20 protein-coding genes and 1 pseudogene are annotated in these 18,922 nt (G+C 72.2%); 8 read left to right on the top strand and 13 right to left on the bottom strand.

The window, feature by feature from the left end:
* Positions 1–26: 26 nt before the first annotated feature.
* The 5 genes from ACQP09_RS01360 to ACQP09_RS01340 all read right to left on the bottom strand — a co-directional run bounded on the left by ACQP09_RS01360 (position 27) and on the right by ACQP09_RS01340 (position 4,444).
* Positions 27–533 (bottom strand): thioesterase family protein, encoded by a 507-nt coding sequence (locus ACQP09_RS01360; RefSeq protein WP_433395270.1) that lies wholly within the window; start codon positions 531–533, stop codon positions 27–29.
* Positions 530–1,576 (bottom strand): 3-hydroxyacyl-CoA dehydrogenase NAD-binding domain-containing protein, encoded by a 1,047-nt coding sequence (locus ACQP09_RS01355; RefSeq protein ID WP_433395268.1) that lies wholly within the window; start codon positions 1,574–1,576, stop codon positions 530–532. Before ACQP09_RS01355 ends, ACQP09_RS01360 begins: the two co-directional genes overlap by 4 nt.
* Positions 1,573–2,466: a 3-keto-5-aminohexanoate cleavage protein gene (locus ACQP09_RS01350; RefSeq protein WP_433395267.1), complete on the bottom strand. Its 894-nt coding sequence runs from the start codon at positions 2,464–2,466 to the stop codon at positions 1,573–1,575. Before ACQP09_RS01350 ends, ACQP09_RS01355 begins: the two co-directional genes overlap by 4 nt.
* 107 nt (positions 2,467–2,573) lie before the next feature.
* Positions 2,574–3,446: a TetR family transcriptional regulator C-terminal domain-containing protein gene (locus ACQP09_RS01345; RefSeq protein ID WP_433395265.1), complete on the bottom strand. Its 873-nt coding sequence runs from the start codon at positions 3,444–3,446 to the stop codon at positions 2,574–2,576.
* A 122-nt stretch (positions 3,447–3,568) separates the two neighbouring features.
* Positions 3,569–4,444 carry an RNA polymerase sigma factor SigF gene (locus ACQP09_RS01340; RefSeq protein WP_433395263.1) on the bottom strand — a complete coding sequence of 292 codons (876 nt, stop codon included), beginning with the start codon at positions 4,442–4,444 and terminating at the stop codon, positions 3,569–3,571.
* Positions 4,445–5,266: 822 nt separating this feature from the next.
* Between ACQP09_RS01340 and ACQP09_RS01335 the strand changes: the two genes are divergently transcribed.
* The 6 genes from ACQP09_RS01335 to abc-f all read left to right on the top strand — a co-directional run bounded on the left by ACQP09_RS01335 (position 5,267) and on the right by abc-f (position 12,082).
* Positions 5,267–5,974: a GNAT family N-acetyltransferase gene (locus ACQP09_RS01335; protein ID WP_433406452.1), complete on the top strand. Its 708-nt coding sequence runs from the start codon at positions 5,267–5,269 to the stop codon at positions 5,972–5,974.
* A gap of 165 nt (positions 5,975–6,139) precedes the next feature.
* Positions 6,140–7,348: a PP2C family protein-serine/threonine phosphatase gene (locus ACQP09_RS01330; RefSeq protein ID WP_433395261.1), complete on the top strand. Its 1,209-nt coding sequence runs from the start codon at positions 6,140–6,142 to the stop codon at positions 7,346–7,348.
* Between the two features lie 69 nt (positions 7,349–7,417).
* Positions 7,418–8,134, top strand: a complete 717-nt coding sequence (locus ACQP09_RS01325; RefSeq protein ID WP_433395260.1) for a TetR family transcriptional regulator — start codon at positions 7,418–7,420, stop codon at positions 8,132–8,134.
* Positions 8,131–8,907, top strand: a complete 777-nt coding sequence (locus tag ACQP09_RS01320; RefSeq protein ID WP_433395258.1) for an SDR family NAD(P)-dependent oxidoreductase — start codon at positions 8,131–8,133, stop codon at positions 8,905–8,907. Before ACQP09_RS01325 ends, ACQP09_RS01320 begins: the two co-directional genes overlap by 4 nt.
* A 119-nt stretch (positions 8,908–9,026) precedes the next feature.
* Complete coding sequence (locus ACQP09_RS01315; RefSeq protein ID WP_433395256.1) at positions 9,027–10,067, top strand: NAD(P)-dependent alcohol dehydrogenase; 1,041 nt, start codon at positions 9,027–9,029, stop codon at positions 10,065–10,067.
* Positions 10,068–10,384: 317 nt separating this feature from the next.
* Complete coding sequence (gene abc-f, locus ACQP09_RS01310; protein WP_433406451.1) at positions 10,385–12,082, top strand: ribosomal protection-like ABC-F family protein; 1,698 nt, start codon at positions 10,385–10,387, stop codon at positions 12,080–12,082.
* Here abc-f and ACQP09_RS01305 read toward each other — a convergent pair.
* The 5 genes from ACQP09_RS01305 to ACQP09_RS01285 form a co-directional block, all read right to left on the bottom strand.
* On the bottom strand, positions 12,013–12,519 hold the full coding sequence (locus tag ACQP09_RS01305; protein ID WP_433395254.1) for an NUDIX domain-containing protein: 507 nt from the start codon (positions 12,517–12,519) through the stop codon (positions 12,013–12,015). The two genes, abc-f and ACQP09_RS01305, sit on opposite strands and share 70 nt — an antisense overlap.
* Positions 12,520–12,604: 85 nt before the next feature.
* Positions 12,605–13,015 carry a PTS-dependent dihydroxyacetone kinase phosphotransferase subunit DhaM gene (locus ACQP09_RS01300; protein WP_432150077.1) on the bottom strand — a complete coding sequence of 137 codons (411 nt, stop codon included), beginning with the start codon at positions 13,013–13,015 and terminating at the stop codon, positions 12,605–12,607.
* Positions 13,012–13,626 (bottom strand): dihydroxyacetone kinase subunit DhaL, encoded by a 615-nt coding sequence (dhaL, locus tag ACQP09_RS01295; RefSeq protein WP_433395252.1) that lies wholly within the window; start codon positions 13,624–13,626, stop codon positions 13,012–13,014. The genes ACQP09_RS01300 and dhaL overlap by 4 nt, the downstream gene beginning before the upstream one ends.
* Positions 13,627–13,699: 73 nt before the next feature.
* Positions 13,700–14,692 carry a dihydroxyacetone kinase subunit DhaK gene (dhaK, locus tag ACQP09_RS01290; protein WP_433395250.1) on the bottom strand — a complete coding sequence of 331 codons (993 nt, stop codon included), beginning with the start codon at positions 14,690–14,692 and terminating at the stop codon, positions 13,700–13,702.
* Positions 14,693–14,787: 95 nt separating this feature from the next.
* Positions 14,788–15,174 (bottom strand): hypothetical protein, encoded by a 387-nt coding sequence (locus tag ACQP09_RS01285; protein ID WP_433395249.1) that lies wholly within the window; start codon positions 15,172–15,174, stop codon positions 14,788–14,790.
* A 249-nt stretch (positions 15,175–15,423) separates the two neighbouring features.
* Here ACQP09_RS01285 and ACQP09_RS01280 point away from each other — a divergent pair, with 249 nt between their 5' ends.
* Positions 15,424–15,651, top strand: coding sequence for a DUF2945 domain-containing protein (locus tag ACQP09_RS01280; protein WP_433395247.1), 228 nt, complete (start codon positions 15,424–15,426; stop codon positions 15,649–15,651).
* A 100-nt stretch (positions 15,652–15,751) separates the two neighbouring features.
* On the opposite strand, the gene ACQP09_RS01275 is transcribed toward ACQP09_RS01280, so the two are convergent.
* On the bottom strand, positions 15,752–16,399 hold the full coding sequence (locus ACQP09_RS01275; RefSeq protein ID WP_433395246.1) for a class F sortase: 648 nt from the start codon (positions 16,397–16,399) through the stop codon (positions 15,752–15,754).
* A 52-nt stretch (positions 16,400–16,451) separates the two neighbouring features.
* Positions 16,452–17,075, bottom strand: coding sequence for a hypothetical protein (locus ACQP09_RS01270; protein WP_433395244.1), 624 nt, complete (start codon positions 17,073–17,075; stop codon positions 16,452–16,454).
* A gap of 435 nt (positions 17,076–17,510) precedes the next feature.
* On the opposite strand from ACQP09_RS01270, the pseudogene ACQP09_RS01265 reads away from it, so the two are divergent.
* Positions 17,511–17,852: pseudogene (locus ACQP09_RS01265) on the top strand (aminotransferase class I/II-fold pyridoxal phosphate-dependent enzyme); the annotation flags it as partial.
* Positions 17,853–18,071: 219 nt separating this feature from the next.
* On the opposite strand, the gene ACQP09_RS01260 reads toward ACQP09_RS01265, so the two are convergent.
* The gene (locus ACQP09_RS01260; RefSeq protein WP_432150062.1) at positions 18,072–18,539 is read right to left on the bottom strand and encodes an MSMEG_6728 family protein; all 468 of its coding nucleotides are present in this window, start codon (positions 18,537–18,539) and stop codon (positions 18,072–18,074) included.
* Between the last annotated feature and the right edge of the window lie 383 nt (positions 18,540–18,922).

Genomic DNA, 18,922 nt, shown 5'->3' with positions numbered 1-18,922 from the left:
GGACCGGCCCTGCGCGTCGCTGCGGATCAGCGCGGCGCCGGGACCTCCGCGATGGAGCGTCCCGCCCACTCCGGCGCCTCTTCGACGAGACCGTCCAGCCGTTCCCGTACGGCATCCGGGAACGGCACCGCGCGGCCCGCCTGTTGGTCCACATGGAGGGCCAACAGCTCGCTGGTCGCCACCGGTTCGGCCGTCGTGTCCGGTACGTCGTCGGGTGCGCCGGTCACGTACATCTCGTGCACGAAGCGCACCTTCTTGGCATCGGCGCCCAACAGGCCGGTGCGGACGGCGAGATGGGCGTCTACGGGCACATCGCGGAGGTAGCGGAGGTGCGATTCGACGGTGTAGAGCGAGCAGCCGGTGGACTCCCGGTAGCCGGCGTGCAGACCGGTCCCGATCATCATCGCGTCGGTGGCGTATCCGAAGACCAGGACGTAGAACGCCTCGCTCATATGGCCGTTGTAGTCGATCCACTCGGGCCGTACGGTCGCGCGGAAGAGCGGGAGGCCGGAGGTCGTGTCGTTCCCGGTCATCGGGCGGCCTCCTCGGTGGAGGCGGAATCCGGCAGCCGACCGGTCGCCCGCAGCACGTCGATCACGCCCCGGTCGCGCTCCGCGACCAGATCCGCGATGCTCCGGCCCTCCGCCGCCTCGTCGCAGCCCGCCACCACCGCCTCGTACAGCGCGCGGTCCAGCTCGGGTGCCTCCAGCCGGGTCCAGGGAGACTTCAGCGACGGGCCGAAGTGGTCGAGCATATGGGCCATGCCGCCCTCGCCGCCCGCCAGCGCGAACGTCAGCATCGGCCCCATCACCGCCCACCGCAGCCCGGGACCCTCGGTGATCGACGCGTCTATCTCCCGTACGGTGGCCTCACCGTTGGCCACCATGTGCAGGGCCTCGCGCCACAGGGCCTCCTGGAGCCGGTTGGCGATGAAACCGGGCACCTCGCGGTCCATGGTGATGACGGACTTGCCCGCCACCTCGTAGAAGCGTGCGGCCCACGCCACCGCGTCCGGCGCGGTCAGCTCGCCGCCGACCACCTCCACCAGCGGGATCAGGTAGGGCGGGTTGAAGGGGTGGCCGACCACGAGCCGTGCGGCGCCGGCGGTCGCCGTCTGCATGTCGGTCATCGGATAGCCGGAGGTCGAGGAGGCGATCACCGTACCGGCCGGAGTGGCCGCGTCCAGCCGGGCCAGCAGGTCGCGCTTCAGGTCGAGCTTCTCCGGCGCGCTCTCCTGGACGAACTCGGCACCGGCGACCGCCTCTTCGAGGCTCCCGGCCACGGTCAGCCGGTCCGGCGAGGCGCCTTCGGCCGGCCCGAGCTGTTCGAGCGCGGGCCAGGCCGCCGCGACCAGCCGGCGCAGCCGGGTCTCGGCGTCGGGGGCCGGGTCCCAGGCGGTGACGTCGTAGCCGCGGGCGAGGAAGTGGGCCACCCACCCGCCGCCGATCACACCGGCTCCGACGCACGCGACACGGCGTACGTCCTCCGGGGCGCAGGGCGCGGGGGCAGGGGCAGGGGTGGAAGGGGATGCGGATGGCACGGGCTGCGCTCCAGAGGGAGAGGAGAGGGCGGTCATATGCGGGGGCGGAGGCCGAGCTGCTGCCGCGCCTCGTCGGGAGAGGCGACCCGGGAGCCCAGAGCCTCGGTGATCCGTACGGCGCGCTCCACCAGCTGGCCGTTGGTCGCCTTGACGCCCTTGCCCAGGTAGAGGTTGTCCTCCAGGCCGACCCGGACGTGACCGCCGAGGAGGATCGACTGCGCGACCCAGGGCATCTGCATCCGGCCGAGCGCGAAGCTGGCCCAACGGGCGCCCTCGGGCAGCATGTTGACCATCGCCTGGAGCACACCGGGATCGGCGGGCGCGCCCCACGGAATGCCCATGCAGAGCTGGAAGACCGTCGGGTCGTCGAGCAGTCCTTCGGCGAGGAGCTGCTTGGCGAACCAGAGCTGGCCGGTGTCGAAGATCTCCAGCTCGGGCCGGACCCCGAGCTCCTGGATGCGCTTCGCGCCGGTGCGCAGCATGTCGGGGGTCGAGACGTAGAGGTTGCTGCCGTCGCCGAAGTTCAGCGAACCGCAGTCCAGCGTGCAGATGTCGGGCAGCAGATCCTCCACGTGCGGCAGCCGCTCCAGGCCACCGACCAGATCGGTGCCGGGCAGCTGCTGGAGCGGGGCCTCCGGGTCGATGACCAGGTCGCCGCCCATTCCGGCGGTCAGATTGATGACGACATCGGTGCCGGTCTCCCGGATCCGCTCCACGACCTCGCGGTAGAGCCGGGGGTCGCGGGAGGGTGCGCCGGTCTCCGGGTCGCGGACATGGATGTGCACCACGGCCGCACCGGCTCCGGCGGCCTCCACGGCGGAGGCGGCGATCTGCTCGGGCGTCACGGGGACATGAGGACTTCTGCCGACGGTGTCACCGGCTCCGGTGAGGGCGCAGGTGATGATGACGTCCTGGTTCACGGGCATGCGGGGGTGTCTCCTCGGGGTGGGGGAGTGGGGGTACGGAATGGGGGGTGGCACACCGCTGACGTGATCGTGCACGGGGGCGCTGACCGGAGCCGCTCGGCGTACGGTCAGGCGGCCGGCGTAGTCAGGCAGGTGTCCACGTGGGCGATCAGGGCGTCGTGCATGGCCTCGGCACCCGTGCCCGAGCCGGGGCTGTCGGGCGCGGTGGCCAGGACCTGGGAGGCCAGTCCGTCGATCAGGGCGGTGAGGGTGAGGGCCGCGTTGTCCGGGTCGACGGGACGGAAGACGCGTTGCTCGACGCCGCGGCGGATCACCTCGGCAACGGTCGTCCGCCACTGGCGGTAGTACTCGCGGTGGAGCTGTCCCACGGTGGTGGAGCGGGCCGCCTCGGCCCAGAGGTCGAGCCAGACACACCACTGGCGGCGCTGCTGCTCGGTGCGGGGCGTCTGGAGGTCGAGCAGGAGGCGCAGCTCGTCACCGGCGTGGACGGTTCCTTCGGTGGCCGCTGCCCGGCGACGGGTGTCCTCGTCCATGCACCACCGCACCGCCGCCTCGAGCAGCTCGTCGCGGCCGGGGAAGTGGTAGTGGATCGCGGCGGTGCTGGTGCGGCAGGCGGTGGCGATGTCCGCGACCCGGACGGCGTGGAACCCGCGTTCGGCGATCAGCCGGACGGTCTCCCGCACGATCTGCAAGGGTCTGCCGCCCTCGGGCACCGGCGCGGGATGTGAAGCGGCCGGTGAGGGGGGAGGTGAAGTGATCGGTGAGGGCGGCCCGGTCACCGAGCCCAGCAGCCAGCCAACGTCCACACCTCCGATGTCGGCGATCCGGGCCAGCTCCGCGGCGGTGAAACGACGGGTGCCGTTCAGGGAGCGCGACAGCTTCGACGGATCGATGACGATCCGCCGGGCGAACTCACGTGCGCTGACTCCCGCCGCGTCGATCACCTGACGGACCCGCGCGGCCACCTCGTACTGCTCCATGGTCGGCAACCGTAACCAGGTGTTGAGCAAATCTCAACACGGGAGGTGATGCATGACGGCATTTTCGCCGAGGAATGGAGAGCCTGACTGATGAGAAAGTCAGGTGAGGGGGCTGTGTCGTGTCACTCCTGGGTCAGCATCCCGTTGCGCAGCTTGCCCAGCATCCGGTTCAGCAGGCGGGAGACATGCATCTGGGAGATCCCGAGCTCGGCGCCGATCTGCGCCTGCGTCAGCTCCTGGCCGAACCGCATGTCGATGATCCGGCGTTCCCGCTCGTCCAGTTCGCCCAGCAGCGGTGCGAGGGTGTGCAGGTTCTCCACGGTGTCCATGGCGGGGTCCGGCTCACCGAGGACATCGGCGAAGGTCCGCCCGCCGACGTTCTGCGGGCCGGATTCGGCGGAGTCGGTCGGCATGTCCAGCGAGCCCGCGGTGTAGCCGTTGGAGGCGACGATCCCCTCGGTGATCTCGGCCTCGTCCATCCCCAGGTGCTCGGCAAGCTCCCGTACCGTCGGGTCCCGGTCGAGGTCGGCCGCGAGGGTCTCCTTGGCCTTGGCGAGGTCGACCCGCAGCTCCTGGAGACGCCGGGGCACATGGACGGCCCAGCTGGTGTCCCGGAAGAACCGCTTGATCTCGCCGACGATGTACGGCACGGCGAAGGAGGTGAACTCCACCTCGCGGGAGAGGTCGAAGCGGTCGATCGCCTTGATCAGCCCGATCGTGCCGACCTGGATGATGTCCTCCATGTCGCCGCTGCCCCGGTTGCGGAAGCGGTTGGCGGCGAACCGGACCAGCGAGAGGTTCATCTCGATCAGGGTGTTGCGGGCGTACTGGTATTCGTGCGTGCCCTCCTCCAGGACCTGGAGGCGGTCGAAGAAGAGCCGCGACAGCCGCCGGGCGTCCATGGGGGCGACCTTGCCGGCGTCCTCGATCCACGGAAGGTCCTCCGTGGTCCCGGTCCGCTGCTCGGTACCGGTGCTCCGTGCCGTGTGCGCCGTCATCTCGTCACCCTCCCCAGGTCGTAGGCCATCCGGTTTACTCGACTGCCCGGCGGTCCGGTCCTCATGCGTACGGGAGGGATTCGATCTGGCCAGAGGTCGGGAGTTGGCCGGAATCGGCTGGAGAGAGGCGGAAACAGGCGGAGTTCGGCGCTGAAACACCGTCATGGGGGCGGGCCGGTCCACAGGGGGCGCACAGAACCGCCCCACCGGTACGGGGGAGCCCGGTGGGGCGGTCGCCACCAGAGTGCCACAGCTGGAAGGCAGTTGGGACCGGACCCGCGCGGATTGGCTGACGGATGAGTCGAATTCGCCGCTCCTCCAGGTGGGCGCACGCCGGTTCCCGCCGTGCTCCGGAAGCTCTCCTTCCAGGGCGTGGAGCCGGTCTCCGCCGCCGTTGATTGCGGCCTCGTGAACAGTTCCCCGGCGCGGAATACGCCCTGCGCGCATCGGCTTTTCGCGGGTGGCGGACGCGCGGCGCCAGGGCACCGGGTGCCCGCCGGGAGGAACCGCGCGATGGACCGGAACGAGGGAGAGCATGCGCAAGCCGTACGCGTACGAAGGGTGCCGCGGAGGGGTGGCACGGGATGCGGCCGAACGGCCCGATCCGATCGCCGAGGTGGGCCCGTGACCGCCCTCGACCCCGCGCCCCGGCACCGGACCGCCACGCCTGAAACCGTCTCTCCGGCCCAGCCGCTCGCCGGTCCGCCGGCCCAGCCGCTCGCCGGCCCGTCGGCCGTCCCGGCCACCGCCTCCGCAGTCGGCCCGCCGGCCACCGACCCGTTCGCCGCACCGGCCGCCGGGCCCGGAGCTCCACCCCACCCCCTGGACAACCCCGCGCTCGCCTCGCTCACCGGCCCGCACGCGCACTTCGCCGAGCGGCGCGGCCGGATCCTGCGCTATCCCGTCGACGTGTCCCCGTGGACCGCTCACCCCGGCGTCCCGGACGCGCGGGACTGGGCCGATCTCGCCGCGCTCGCCGGGCCGGGCGGAACCATCGGCCTGAACACGCTGCGTGAGGAGCCGCCGAGGGGCTGGGAGATCCTCCACCGGATCCGCGGCGTCCAGCTCGTCGATGTGTCGGTGGTCCCGGAGCCCGACCCGGAAGCCGTACGCCTCGGCCCGGCGGACGTGCCGGAGATGCTGGCCCTGGTGGAGCGCACCCGCCCCGGCCCCTTCCTGCCGCGCACGGTGGAGCTCGGCACCTACCTGGGCATCCGCCGGGACGGCGCGCTGGTGGCGATGGCGGGGGAGCGGCTGCATCCGCCGGGCTGGACCGAGATCAGCGGGGTCTGCACGGACGAGGCGGTACGGGGACAGGGGCTGGCGAGCCGCCTGGTCCGGGCGGTGGCGTACGGGATCCGTGAGCGCGGCGAGACGCCGTTCCTGCACACCTCCGCCGCCAACGCGGTGGCGATCCGGCTCTACGCATCGCTCGGCTTCCAGCTCCGCGCCCACCCCGAGTTCATCTCCGCCCTGGCTCCCGTGAGCCTCCCGCCCGCCGACGGAACCCGCCGCGCCGCACTGCGGTGACCAGGAGGAAGAGGGCCGAAGGTCCCGGGCCGAACGTCCCGCCCGGGACCTTCGGCACCGCCTCCGGGCCCTATGCCCCGCTGCGCCATGGCCCGAATGGAGGTCAACTGGAAGGGACCGTCCTCACCCACGGGCGGCACCGAACAGAGAACGGGAGGAGAGGGCGTGTCCCTGGGGAAAGGGCGCACAGCACCGGGCCGGCCGACGGCCCTGCCGGGTGCGGACGCGGGCGCCGAGGCGGCCAGGGGCCGGATCGGGAACTGGGCGCTGGCCGGCCTCGTGCTGCTGCTGAGCGCGCTGGTCGCCCTCCTCGACGCGGTCACCGGCGATGACCTCCGGGTCATCCCCCTCCTCGTGGTCGTCCCTGCCCTGGCCTCCGTCTTCTGCACCCTCCGCCAGACCGTCTGGGTGGCGGTCTGGATCACGGCGGTCGTCGTCGGCTCCGGGCTCGGCAGCGACGGCACCTTCTGGGACTTCGTCTTCGGCATCGGCTTCACCGTGCTGGCCTGCGCCCTCGGCGTCGCCGCCTGCGCCGCCCGCATACGCCACGCCACCGAGATGGCCCGGCTCCGCTCCACCGCCGTGGCCCTCCAGCGCCAGATCCTGCGCCCGCTGCCCGTCATCACCGACCGGGTCTTCGCGTACGGCCTCTACGAGCCGATCGAGGAGGACCGCTTCGTCGGCGGCGACGTCTACGAGGTCGTCGAATCGCCGTACGGCACCCGTGTGATCATCGGCGACGTCCAGGGCAAGGGGGTCCCGGCCATAGGGGCCGGGTTCGCCACCATCGCGGCGTTCCGTGAGGCGGCGGTCCGGGAGCCGACGCTGACCGGTGTGGTGGAGGCCTTGGAGGCCGCCGTCGTCCGGCACAACGGGTTCTCCGCCCAGACCGGTGAGGCCGAGCGCTTCGTGACCGCGCTGGTCCTCGGGTTCGACGAGGAGGACGACGTACAGGCGGTGAACTGCGGCCATCTGCCGCCGTGGCTGCTGTACGAGGGCCACGCGTCGGCCGTACCGCTGGAGCGGACGTATGTGCCCCTCGGCCTCGGCGGCCTCAGCCGGGAGACCCGTACGGCGGAGTCGTTCGCCCTGCCGCCCGGCGCCACTCTCCTCGTCGTCACCGACGGAGTGACCGAGGCCCGCGACGCGGCCCACGCCTTCTACCCGCTGGACCAGCGACTGAGCGGCTGGGCCGGGCACGGTCCGCGTGAGCTGCTGGACGCGCTCCAGCTCGACCTGGCGGAGTTCACCGGAGGCGTCAGGCGCGACGACGTCGCCGCGCTCGCGCTACGCCGGGCGCCGGGCGACGGCGAGCCGCGGCCGGTGTCCGGCGCCGAGGAGGCCCGGCCGGTCGCGGGCGCCGTCACCGACTGAACGACCCGCCCGTGATGTCCCTGTGAGACGAATGTCGCGCGGGGACATTTTCAGGTGTACGGTGCATGTATGAGCGCGGAGGAGAAGAACCCGGAGCGGACGGCGACGCCGGAACCGCCGGAGCGCGGGGCACCGGAACGCAGGGCCCCCGAGCGGCGTAGCCGGAAGGCCCGCCGCACCCGCGACACGCTGGCGCAGGCCGCGTTCGAGCTGGTGCTCGACCGGGGGCTGCGGTACGTCACGGTCGAGGAGATCGCGGAGGCCGCGGACGTCGACCGCCGTACGTTCAGCCGGTACTTCGCGAGCAAGGAGGCCGCCGCGCTCGACTCCCTGCGCGGCGACGGCGACCGGATCAACGAGGCCCTGCGGGCCCGTCCCGCCGAGGAGCCCCCGCTCCTGGCCTACCGGCGCGCCGTCCTGGCCTGGCTCGCCGACCCGGACGCCGAGCCCTGGCACCGCCGCCCCCGGATCTTCGACCTCCTGACCGCCGCCGAGGAGGAGCCGACGCTCTACGCGGCCTTCCACCACATCCGGGTGGACGCCCAGGAGGACTCGGTGGCCATCGTCGCGGACCGGCTCGGCACCGACCCGCGCCACGACCTCCGCCCCGCCGTCACCGTGGCGGCCGGAGCGGGCGCGCTCCTCGCCGCCCAGGCCGCCTGGGTGCGCGGAGGCCGCCCCGACGCCCTGCCCGACCTGGTCACCGAGGCGTTCGACGCCCTCTCGGCGGACCTCCTCACAGCCCCGGGCACCACAGAAGACACAGCAGAAGAGGCAACCTCATGAGCACCACCACCCCCACCACCCCCGCGGCCGAGTTCGCCGGCCGTACCGCCCTCGTCACCGGCGGCGCCTCCGGCATCGGCCTCGCCGTGGCCCGGCTGCTCGCCACCGCCGGCGCGGCCGTCGTCGTCGCCGACTACGACGAGGAGAGCGCCCGCAAAGCCGCCGCCCAGCTGGAGAGCACCGGTGCGCGGGCGGCCGCCGTCCGCATGGACGTCACCGACCCGGCCTCCGTCGAAGCCGGTGTCCGGTTCACCGTGGAGACCTTCGGCGCCCTCCACCTGGCCGTGAACAACGCCGGCATCGCCGGTCCAGCCGCCCCCACCGGCGCCTACCCCGTCGAGGACTGGGACCGCGTCGTCGCCACCAACCTCAGCGGCGTCTTCTACTCGATGCGCCACGAGCTGCCCGCCATCGTCGCGTCGGGCGGCGGCGCGATCGTCAACATGTCCTCCATCCTCGGCACCAACGGCTTCGCGGGCTCGCCCGCCTATGTCGCCGCCAAGCACGGCGTCGTCGGCCTCACCAAGAGCGCGGCGCTCGAATACGCCGCCCAGAACGTCCGGATCAACGCGGTCGGCCCCGGCTTCATCGACACCCCGCTCCTGCGGAACGCCGACCCGCAGGCCCGCGAGCACCTGATCTCCCTGCACCCGGCCGGACGCCTCGGCACCGCGGAGGAGGTCGCGGAACTCACCGTCTTCCTCCTCTCCGACAAGGCCTCCTTCATCCACGGCAGCTACCACCTGGTGGACGGCGGCTACTCCGCTCCGTAACGGTGCCCGGGTGGCGGACGGGGGAGCCACGGGCGACAAAGGACCTACGGGACATCACGGGGGCCGGTCGAGGAACACCAGGCCGAAGAGCACAAGGCAGCGAAGAAGCGAGGAGACCCATGAAAGCCGTCCAGTACCGCGCCGTCGGTGAAGCCCCCGAGGTCGTCACCGTGCCGGACCCCGAGCCCGGCCCCGGCCAGGTCCTGCTGAAGGTCACCGCCGCCGGTGTCTGCCACTCCGACATCGCGGTGATGAGCTGGCCCGCCGACCAGATCCCCTTCCCGCTGCCCCTCACCCTGGGCCACGAGGGCGTCGGCACGGTCGCCGCACTCGGCGACGGCGTGCACGGCCTGTCCGAAGGCGACTCCGTCGCGGTGTACGGGCCCTGGGGCTGCGGCATCTGCGTGAACTGCGCGGAAGGCAAGGAGAACTACTGCCTGCGCGCCAAGGAGCTCGGCATCATGCCGCCCGGACTCGGCGCCCCCGGTGCCATGGCCGAGTACATGATCGTCGACGACCCGCGCCACCTGGTGCCGATCGGTGACCTGGACCCGGTGAAGACGGTGTCGCTCACGGACGCCGGACTCACCCCGTACCACGCGATCAAGCGCTCGCTGCCGAAGCTCGCGCCCGGTGCGACGGCCGTCGTCATCGGCACCGGAGGCCTCGGCCACGTCGCGATCCAGCTCCTGCGCGCCATGACGGCCGTCCGGGTCATCGCGCTCGACGTCACCGAGGAGAAGCTCGACCTGGCCAGGTCGGTCGGCGCGCACGAGGCGGTCCTCTCCGACGAGAAGGCGGCGGCCCGCGTCAAGGAGCTGACCGGCGGACTCGGCGCGCATGTGGTGCTGGACTTCGTCGGCGCCCCGCCGACCGTCGAGACCGCCGGAGCCGCCGCGCGCGTCGACGGCGACGTCACCATCGTCGGCATCGGCGGCGGCGCGCTCCCCGTCGGCTTCGGGACGCTGCCGTACGGCACCAACGTCAGCGCCCCCTACTGGGGCTCGCGCAAGGAGCTCGCCGAGGTCCTCGACCTGGCCCACGCGGGAGCCGTCGACGTCCACGTGGAGACGTACTCCATCGACGAGGCCCCGCGCGCCTACGAGCGGCTGCACGACGGCCGCATCAACGGCCGCGCGGTCATCCTGCCTAACGGCTGAGCCTTGTGCGCCGATTGCGGGGCCGGTATAAATCCCCGGCCCCGCGACCGGGCGGCCGTTACACTCGATGCCATGCGTTCGTACTACTACTTCCGCTGATTCCCGGCCCGGACAGCCGCCGTGTGACGCCTGACGTCACCGGCCGAGCCCCCGGCCGACCGCCGAGCACCGCCCGTGACCGCACCGGGCGACGCCTGGCCGCATCCAGGCCCCGGTGCGCCGCTGTCCTTCCGCCGTCCGGTATCCACGCCCCGCCCCCGCGCGTCCCCGCACGCGCTGCCGCGGGCGCTCACCCAGGAATCAGGGAAATGGCCCCGATGCACCCTCAGCGCGACCGCGCCCAACTGACCATGAAGGACGTCTCCAAGGCGTACGGAGACCGCTCCGTACTCGACCAGGTGACGCTCACCGTCCGCCCCGGTGAGAAAGCCGCCGTCATCGGCGAGAACGCCTCCGGAAAGTCCACCCTGCTGCGGCTGCTCGCCGGAGCCGAACAGCCGGACAGCGGCGAGATCACCGTCCGCTTCCCCGGCTCCACCGGCTACCTCGCCCAGACCCTCGCCCTCGACCCCACCGCCACCGTGCAGGACGCCGTCGACGCGGCCCTCGCCGAACTCCGTGCCTTGGAGCGCCGCATCCGCGAGGCGGAGGAGGCACTGTCGGCGGCCGAGCCCGCGGACGGGGAACTCGCCGCGTACGGAGACCTCCTCACCGCCTACGAGGAGCGCGACGGCTACCGTTCGGACGCCCGTACCGAGGCGGCTCTCCACGGCCTCGGCCTCGCCCACCTCACCCGCGACCGCACGCTCTCCACCCTCTCCGGCGGCGAACAGTCCCGCCTCGCCCTGGCCTGTGTGCTGGCGGCCGCCCCGGAACTGCTGCTCCTGGACGAGCCGACCAACCACCTGGACGTACGGGCGGTGACCTGGCTGGAGGAGCACCTGCGGGCCCACCGGGGCACCGTCGTCGCCGTCACCCACGACCGGGCCTTCCTGGAGCGGGTCACCACCGTGATCCTGGAGGTCGACCGCGACCTGCGCACGGTCACCCGGTACGGCGACGGCTGGGACGGCTACCGCACCGCGAAGGCGTCGGCCCGCCGCCGCTGGGCGCAGGAGCACCAGGACTACCTGAGCGACCTGGCCCGTACGGCGGAGCTGGTGGACGCCGCAGGTCAGCGGCTCGCGGCCACCGGCAGGGATCCGAAGCAGGGGTTCGGCAAACACCGCCGCTCGCACGAGACCAAACTCTCCGGCCAGGTCAGGGCGGCCCGCACCCGGCTGGAGGCGCTGCAGCGCACCCCCGTACCGGCCCCGCCCGAGCCGCTCGCCTTCACCGGCCGCCCGGCCCTGGCGGCGGAGACCGGCACCGGGCCCCTGGTGGAGCTGGACGGCGTCTCCGTGGGCGACCGGCTCCACCTCCCGGCCCTCCGCGTGGAGCCCGGCGCCCGTCTGCTGGTGACCGGCGAGAACGGGGCCGGGAAGACCACGCTGCTGCGGGTCCTCGCCGGGAACCTGGCGCCCGACACCGGGACGGTCCGCCGGCGCGCCCGGGTCGGCCACCTCCCGCAGGAGCTGCCCGCCCGGCCGACCCGGCGCACGCTGCTCGCCACCTTCGCGGCGGGCCGTCCGGGCTTCCCGGAGGAGTACGCGGACGAGCTGCTGGAGCTGGGCCTGTTCCGGCCCGAGGACCTCGGCGTACCCGTCGCGTCCCTCTCCATCGGCCAGCAGCGCCGACTGGCCCTGGCCCGGCTGGTGACCCGGCCGGCCGATCTGCTGGTGCTGGACGAGCCGACGAACCACATCGCGCTGAGCTTGGTGGAAGAGGTGGAGGCGGCGCTCGCGGCCTACCCGGGAGCCGTGGTCGTCGTCTCGCACGACCGCAGCTTCCGGGCCCGCTTCACCGGTGACGTACTGGAGTTGCGGGCCGGCCGCCCCGCCGCGCCCTATGCCTCCGGGGAAGAGGATCCCGCCGCGCGCACCCGGTCGCGCAGCCGCTTCACGAAGATCCGCTGACCGACGATCAGCAGCCCGTCGGCCTCCTCCGGCGTGCACCAGGCGAACCGGTCCATCTCCGGGAACTCCTGCTGCACGCCGGAGCCGCGCGGCCACTCCATCGTGAACGTCCCCGGCACCACGGCCGCCACATCCAGCTCCGCCTCCACCGCCCAGACGGTCACCGTCTTGCCGCTGCGCTGACGCGACTCACCGAGCGGCAGCCAGGCACCCTCCGGCACCGGCAGCCCGAGCTCCTCCTCGAACTCCCGCCGCGCGGCCGCCGCCGGATCCTCCTCGGGGCCGTACTCACCCTTCGGCACCGACCAGGCGGCCTCCTCCCGCCCGGTCCAGAACGGCCCGCCCATGTGCCCGATCAGCACCTCGACATCCCGCTCACCTCCCGAACCGGTGGTCCGGAAGAGGAGAAGTCCCGCACTGCGCCTGCCTGCCGACATGTCGTCAAGTCTGCAATCACGGTGAGCGGCACGCCAACGGAGGGCCGGGGCGTGCACGGGACTCCACCCCGTACGACCCGACCCACTACGTCTTGCGATACCCGTACGCCTCCGAGGCCGCCGCCTCCACCGCGCCGATGTCGCCGCCGGACGACGCGGTCACCACGGCGGCGACCGCGCCCTCCACGAAGGGCGCGTCGACCAGCCGGCTGTTCTCCGGCAGCTCGTCACCCTCGGCGAGCATCGCCTTCACCGTGAGGACCGCGCTGCCGAGGTCGACGAGGACCGCGACCCCGGCGCCCCGGTCCACCGATGCGGCGGCCCGGCCGATCAGCTCGGCGCTGGTGCCGAGCCCGCCGTTCGGCAGCCCTCCGGCCGCCGCGACGGGGGCCGTCACACCTCCCGCCGCGAGGCCCCGGGCCAGTTCGGCGACCGATTCCGCGACCGGACCGCTGTGCGAGACGAGCACGATGCCCACCTGCGGCTCCTCGCTCATGCCTTCGCACCTCCGTCCTGTGCCGTCCTGGCCAGCGCCTCGACCAGCAGGGCCGCCGAAGTCGCCCCCGGGTCCTGGTGGCCGATGCTGCGCTCACCGAGGTAGCTGGCCCGACCCTTGCGCGCCTGCAACGGCACCGTCGCCTCCGCACCCGCCCGGGCCGCCTCCGCCGCGCCGCCGAACGAGGAGCCCAGCGCCTCGGCGGCCGGCAGCAGCGCGTCCAGCATCGTCTTGTCCCCGGCCTGCGCCCCGCCGAGCTGCCCCACGGCCGCCACACCCGCGGCGAACGCCCGGGCGAGCTGGTCCCGGTCCACCTCGGCGTCCTCGCCGAGCGCCTTGCCCGTACGGCGCAGCAGCGTCCCGTACAACGGTCCGGACGCACCGCCGACGGTCGAGATCAGCTGCCGCCCCGCCAGGGTCAGCACCGCACCCGGAGTCGCGGGCGCGTCCTTCTCCAGGACGGCCGCCACCGCCGCGAAGCCGCGCTGGAGGTTGCTGCCGTGGTCGGCGTCCCCGATCGCCGAGTCCAGCTCGGTCAGTCGGTCCGCCTCACGGTCCACGGCGGCCGCGGTGGCCGCCATCCAGCGGCGGAAGAAGTCGGCGTCGAGCACATGATCTCCTGTTCCCCGGGCCGGTCCGGCCCGGTGCGTACGGGTGACGAGTACGGCCGGGACCGGCCCGGGCTCACCGGCCCCAGCGGAGCGCGGGCGTCTCCACGGGCGCGTCCCACAGCCGCAGCAGCTCCTCGTCGATCTGGCACAGCGTCACCGAGCAGCCTGCCATGTCCAGCGAGGTCACGTAGTTCCCCACGAGCGTACGAGCCACCGGCACGCCGCGTTCGGCGAGCACCCGGTGGACCTCGGCGTTGAACCCGTACAGCTCCAGCAGCGGTGTCGCGCCCATCCCGTTGACCAGCGCCAGCACGGGCCCGGTCGGCCGGAGGTCCTCCAGCACCGCGTCCACGGCGAAGTCGGCGATCTCGCCCGAGGTCATCATCGGCCGCCGCTCCCGGCCCGGCTCGCCATGGATGCCGATGCCCAACTCCAGCTCTCCGGTGGGCAGATCGAAGGTCGGGCTGCCCTTCGCCGGTGTGGTGACGGCGCTGAGCGCCACGCCGAAGCTCCGCGAGGACCCGTTCACCTGCCGGGCCACCGAGGCCACCCGCTCCAGCGGCGCGCCCTCGTCGGCCGCGGCCCCGGCGATCTTCTCGACGAAGAGCGTCGCACCGGTCCCGCGCCGCCCGGCCGTGAACGTGCTGTCGCTGACCGCCACGTCGTCGTCCACGACGACCTGGGTGACCTGGATGCCCTCGTCCTCGGCGAGCTCGGCGGCCATCTCGAAGTTCAGCACGTCACCGGTGTAGTTCTTGACGACGAAGAGCACCCCGGCTCCGCTGTCCACCGCCGCGGCCGCCCGCACCATCTGATGCGGCACCGGCGAGGTGAACACCTCCCCGGGACAGGCCGCCGACAGCATGCCGGGCCCGACGAACCCGCCGTGCAACGGCTCGTGCCCCGACCCGCCGCCGGAGACGAGCGCCACCTTCCCGGCCACCGGGGCGTCCCGCCGTACCACGACCCGGTTCTCGACGTCGACGGTCAGTTCCGGGTGCGCGACGGCCATGCCCCGCAGGGCGTCGGCGACGACGGTCTCGGGGACGTTGATGAGCATCTTCATGCCTGTCTCCTCGTGAGGTTTCGGCCGGGGCCGTGAGCTGCTGGCCGACCTCCATGATCCTGCAGGACCGCATCATGCGGAGTACGTTGCGATGGTCAGGCCTGCCGGGGAGGCCCGCTGACCCGAAGAGCATGGGGATCGCTCCGAGTCCGAAGGCGGACAGGAAGGCGCCGTCGCCCGGTCTGCCTCCCGGACCTTGCGTGGCCGGCGGCCCGCTCCGGCCGTGGGCGCCGAGATCCGGCAATGCCGCCTCGCTGGTCGCCCCTTCGTCGTCTCGGCCCCCTCCACGGAGACGGCGAGCGCGACGGCGGCCGGCACTGTCGGGTGCCAGGTGCGGAAATCCTTCGTGGTGATGGGATGACCGGGCAAGGCATGGAGGTGCTCATTGCACCCTGAACTGCTCGTGACAGGTACTGACGGCGTCTTGCGTCACCCGTGCCCACCGCTTGCCCGTGACCGGAGGGCCACGGGCAGATCCACACCTCTCGCCACCCCGGCGGGATGACTGATACGCAACCGCATCGCTTCTCCTCGGAGTATCACCCTGTTGCCGCGTCGTTGCCGCACGTGACACCTGTTGGTGCGGCAGCGCGTCCCCCGGTCCGGACGGCTTCAGGGCATGGCCCGACGGCGGGGTGATGACTGTCGGCTTCTCATCCAGCGGATGCGCAACCGGGCTGCCGGGGCGAGCCTGGAATCGGTGTGAATCGTCCGCAGGGAAGGAAACCTCCATGCCTCGAAAGGGCAGACTCGGCAAGGATGATGAAGTGGCGTGGAAGAGCCATGGCCAGGAAGTGACCGGCAAGGTGAAGAGGAAGATCACCGATCGGACCGAGGCGGCCGGCCGCACGGTCGACGCTTCCACGGACGAACCGCAGTACGAGGTGGAGAGCGACAAGTCCGGCCGTTCCGCGGTCCACAAGCCCAGTGCCCTCCGCAAGAAGGGCCGTCACTCCTGATGACCGCCGGCAGGGCTTGCGGCCCACCCGCTCCCTGACTCCCGGTCATGAAGGGGGCCGGTACCTCGTTCCCGAGGTACCGGCCCACCCTGAGCGCCCCTCAGGCAGCCTTCTTCAGTGACGTGAGGTGGGCGAAGACCACGACGTTCGCCGAGTAGCCCGCCTTCTCGTCGAAAAGCCCGCCGCAGGTCAGCAGGCGGAGTTCGGGCCGCCCGGTCTCCCCGTACACCTTGTCGTCGGGGAACTTGTCCTTCGTGTACGTCTTGACCGCATCCACGGTGAACACCGCGGTCTTGCGGTCCGCGCGCACCACGTTGACCTTGTCGCCGCGGCGCAGTGCGTTGAGGTTGAGGAAGATGGCAGGGCCGGTCCTGGTGTCCCGGTGGCCCACGAGCAGCGCTGTCCCGTCCTCGCCGGGCGACGGCCCCTTCTCGTACCAGCCCGTCAGCTTGGGCTTGCTCAACGGCGGTGCTTCCAGCCGGCCCTTCGCGTCGAGGCCGAGTCCGGTGACCGGTGCCTCGATGAAGATGGCGGGAATGGCGACCTTGAGCGGGCGGGAGGGCACCAGGGGGGCGTGCGAGGCGGGCACGTGCTTCTCCGGTGTGTGCGGCGCCCGTCGGAACGGCTCGGGCCCGCCGCCCGCGGCGTCGCTGCCGCGGGCGGCGGTGACCGTCCGGGTGTCCTCGGAGGAGTCCGAGGACACCCAGACGATGCCGGCCACCAGAGAGAACGTCACGCACAGCGTCATGGTGAGACGGCACGCGCGTGTCGGTCCTCGTCGTCGCCGTCGGCAGCGGGCGTTACGCCTCGCCACGGGCACGGCGACGGCGCATCATGATCAGGCCCGCGGCTCCGGCGGCCCCGGCGACCAGCGCGGCGGCCGTTCCCGCGTTCGAGTCGCTCTCGGAGCTGACGGGCTCCAGGTCCGGGACACCGCCGCCGCCCGCGGGGACCGCGCCGATGGGCTTCTGCGGCTTGTGAGGCTTGCCGCCGCCGTGACCGCGGTCGGGGCACTCGACCTTGAAGCTCTTCTGCTTCGGGCCCGCCGGGACGACCCACACCAGCTGGTACGTGCCCTCCGGGAGCAGGTACGTCTCACTGCGCGCACTGCCGTTGATGAGCGGAAGGGTGTCCAGCAGGGTGGTGCCCGGCGGCACGGTGGGAGGCTGCTCGGTGATCGTCCAGGGGACCGAGGGGAACGACTCGAAGTTGCTCGCCGCCAGCACGAACTTGCAGACCTCGACCCCGTCGCGGTCACCGCGCGAGTGCCAGCTCACCGAGCGGATGTCGATGTTGCCGCTGTCGCCGGGGAGGGCGTAGGCGGTGGGTGCTCCGGCCAGGGTGGCGCCGGCGACCGCGACCGCGACGGCCACCTTGGCCCCCGTGCGAGCACTGCGGGAACGGACGGAACTGGAGATACGCATGGAGGCTCCTTCAAGCCGAGATGATTGTCGTACTGATCACCTGATCGCCTAAGGCATGTCATGAATCGACCTAAAAGTCAGATAAGACACGTGAATATGCCAGAACTGCCCTGTTCGGCAGACAGCGCAGGAGTGGCACCCGGACACCTGGACCGGATCGAGGGCTGAGGGCGGCAGCGTCGACGCGGGCCGACGACCCCGGTTGATGCGCGCGGGGACGGGCCCCGCCTCTACGCGGAGGGGGACCCGGCCCCGGTTCGCCGTGGAGCTGATTCCAGAGTTCGGGCGGTCCTGGGAGACGCGGTCTTCGACGCGGACATGCTGGCGGCGTCCGGCTTGGACGACCGCACCTCGTCGCGGGGGATCCTGAAGCGGGCGCAGGAGTTGATGGCCGGCGCTCTGGCGCGGGCTCACCGTGTGCGTGCGGAGATCGCACGCCTCCTTGACGGGTCGCGGGATCTCGTTGCGCACGCCGACGAGCTTCCGCCCGCTCCGGACATCCGTGTTCCCGGCCCGGGTGAACTGCGTCTCCGGCAGGCGACGCTGCCACGCGACGCCTTCTTCGGTGAGGCCGAGCAGGTACCCGCCGTACAAGCGGTCGGCCGGATCTGCGCCGAAATGCTCACGCCGTACCCGCCCGGCATCCCCGCCGTCCTCCCCGGCGGAGTACTTGGCCGGGCCGTGGTGGAGTACCTCAGGACCGGCGTGGACGCGGGAATGCTCGTTCCCGATGCCGCCGACCCCACCATGGCCACCCTTCGCGTCTCCGCGCGCGATGTCGGTGCCGACCGACCGAACCTTCACGCCGGGCACTTGAGAGGCGACTGCCCTCTCCGCCGGTCGCAGACCCGCCCCCTGGAATCGGTCCATCAGCGGTTGGGCCGTCAGCGAGGCGGGCGAGCGCCGACCTCACCGACGGAGTGATCCGAAGCGCACCCGTGGGTGACTACGTCGTGCCGAAGTTCGCGATGCTTCGGGGTTCCAGAGTTTCTTCGGCTATCCGGAGCGGTCCGAGGCCGGCCATACGTACGGCAGGCCGTCGGGGTCGTCCGGGAACAGGGAAGCGTAGATTGCCGGGTCCTTGCTCCGCAGCGCGGACCGATGGCTGCGGTGAAAGGCGGGGTCCCCCAACCAGGGCGGCAACTCGTGAGCCGCTGCGAGTTCCGCCTGCGAACGCACACCCGGGTCCGCCCCCCGCGGCGACAAGCCGGCCACGAGCGAAGCGGCGCACGTATCCGCGTGCCCACCAGCCGTCCACACCCGGCAGATCTCGAGCCCGTACCGCACGAGCGCCTCCTGATAGCCCGCCCACATGCGAACGGCCGGGTGGTGCCGCCACCCGTAGCCGGGGACCGTCAGGCCGCGCAGCACCTGGAGTGCTTCGACACGCTGCTTGCCCAGGCGGCGGAGGTCGAGCGACGCGGCGGATGCGACGAAGTCGGGATAGGGCAAGAACGTCTGCATGCAAGCCAACCCTTGAGGTCGATGCTGCCGGTCGCCCAGGCGGGAAAGGGCGATGTCGGAAGGCCGAGATCTCAATCTCGCACGGCAGCCCCCGCCCAGCACCTGGGCGTCCCTGGGGCCCCGAGCCGGGCGCGTCCGGCTGCAACCGGCGGACACGGCCAAGAGCCTCGGTCACCGGGCACAGGCAAGGCCCGACCCGCCCCTTTCCACGCGACAGTCGCTGCACGCGCCCCTGGACGAGAAGGGCCGTCCTGAACTGCGGAGTTCAGTGATCGGCCGGCCGAACAACTCGGACCGGAATGCGGCGAGCCGCTCGGGTTGGCAGCGTCGACGATGAGGGCGTTGATCTCCAGGGGTACCTCTGCCATGCCTCGGTTCTCCAT

It is taken from the genome of Streptomyces sp. CA-146814, assembly GCF_050942385.1.
Taxonomy (GTDB): domain Bacteria; phylum Actinomycetota; class Actinomycetes; order Streptomycetales; family Streptomycetaceae; genus Streptomyces.
This window is presented reverse-complemented; position numbering and strand designations above follow the sequence as displayed.

Coding starts and splice junctions, on each gene's coding strand:
- ACQP09_RS01345 (WP_433395265.1), bottom strand. CDS start 3,446: ATGGAGCAGTACGAGGTGGCCGCGCGGGTCCGTCAGGTGATCGACGCG.
- ACQP09_RS01270 (WP_433395244.1), bottom strand. CDS start 17,075: ATGCGTATCTCCAGTTCCGTCCGTTCCCGCAGTGCTCGCACGGGGGCC.
- ACQP09_RS01350 (WP_433395267.1), bottom strand. CDS start 2,466: ATGCCCGTGAACCAGGACGTCATCATCACCTGCGCCCTCACCGGAGCC.
- ACQP09_RS01355 (WP_433395268.1), bottom strand. CDS start 1,576: ATGACCGCCCTCTCCTCTCCCTCTGGAGCGCAGCCCGTGCCATCCGCA.
- ACQP09_RS01300 (WP_432150077.1), bottom strand. CDS start 13,015: ATGAGCGAGGAGCCGCAGGTGGGCATCGTGCTCGTCTCGCACAGCGGT.
- ACQP09_RS01305 (WP_433395254.1), bottom strand. CDS start 12,519: ATGTCGGCAGGCAGGCGCAGTGCGGGACTTCTCCTCTTCCGGACCACC.
- ACQP09_RS01360 (WP_433395270.1), bottom strand. CDS start 533: ATGACCGGGAACGACACGACCTCCGGCCTCCCGCTCTTCCGCGCGACC.
- ACQP09_RS01275 (WP_433395246.1), bottom strand. CDS start 16,399: ATGACGCTGTGCGTGACGTTCTCTCTGGTGGCCGGCATCGTCTGGGTG.
- ACQP09_RS01315 (WP_433395256.1), top strand. CDS start 9,027: ATGAAAGCCGTCCAGTACCGCGCCGTCGGTGAAGCCCCCGAGGTCGTC.
- ACQP09_RS01325 (WP_433395260.1), top strand. CDS start 7,418: ATGAGCGCGGAGGAGAAGAACCCGGAGCGGACGGCGACGCCGGAACCG.
- ACQP09_RS01320 (WP_433395258.1), top strand. CDS start 8,131: ATGAGCACCACCACCCCCACCACCCCCGCGGCCGAGTTCGCCGGCCGT.
- ACQP09_RS01260 (WP_432150062.1), bottom strand. CDS start 18,539: ATGCAGACGTTCTTGCCCTATCCCGACTTCGTCGCATCCGCCGCGTCG.
- dhaK (WP_433395250.1), bottom strand. CDS start 14,692: ATGAAGATGCTCATCAACGTCCCCGAGACCGTCGTCGCCGACGCCCTG.
- abc-f (WP_433406451.1), top strand. CDS start 10,385: ATGCACCCTCAGCGCGACCGCGCCCAACTGACCATGAAGGACGTCTCC.
- ACQP09_RS01340 (WP_433395263.1), bottom strand. CDS start 4,444: ATGACGGCGCACACGGCACGGAGCACCGGTACCGAGCAGCGGACCGGG.
- ACQP09_RS01280 (WP_433395247.1), top strand. CDS start 15,424: ATGCCTCGAAAGGGCAGACTCGGCAAGGATGATGAAGTGGCGTGGAAG.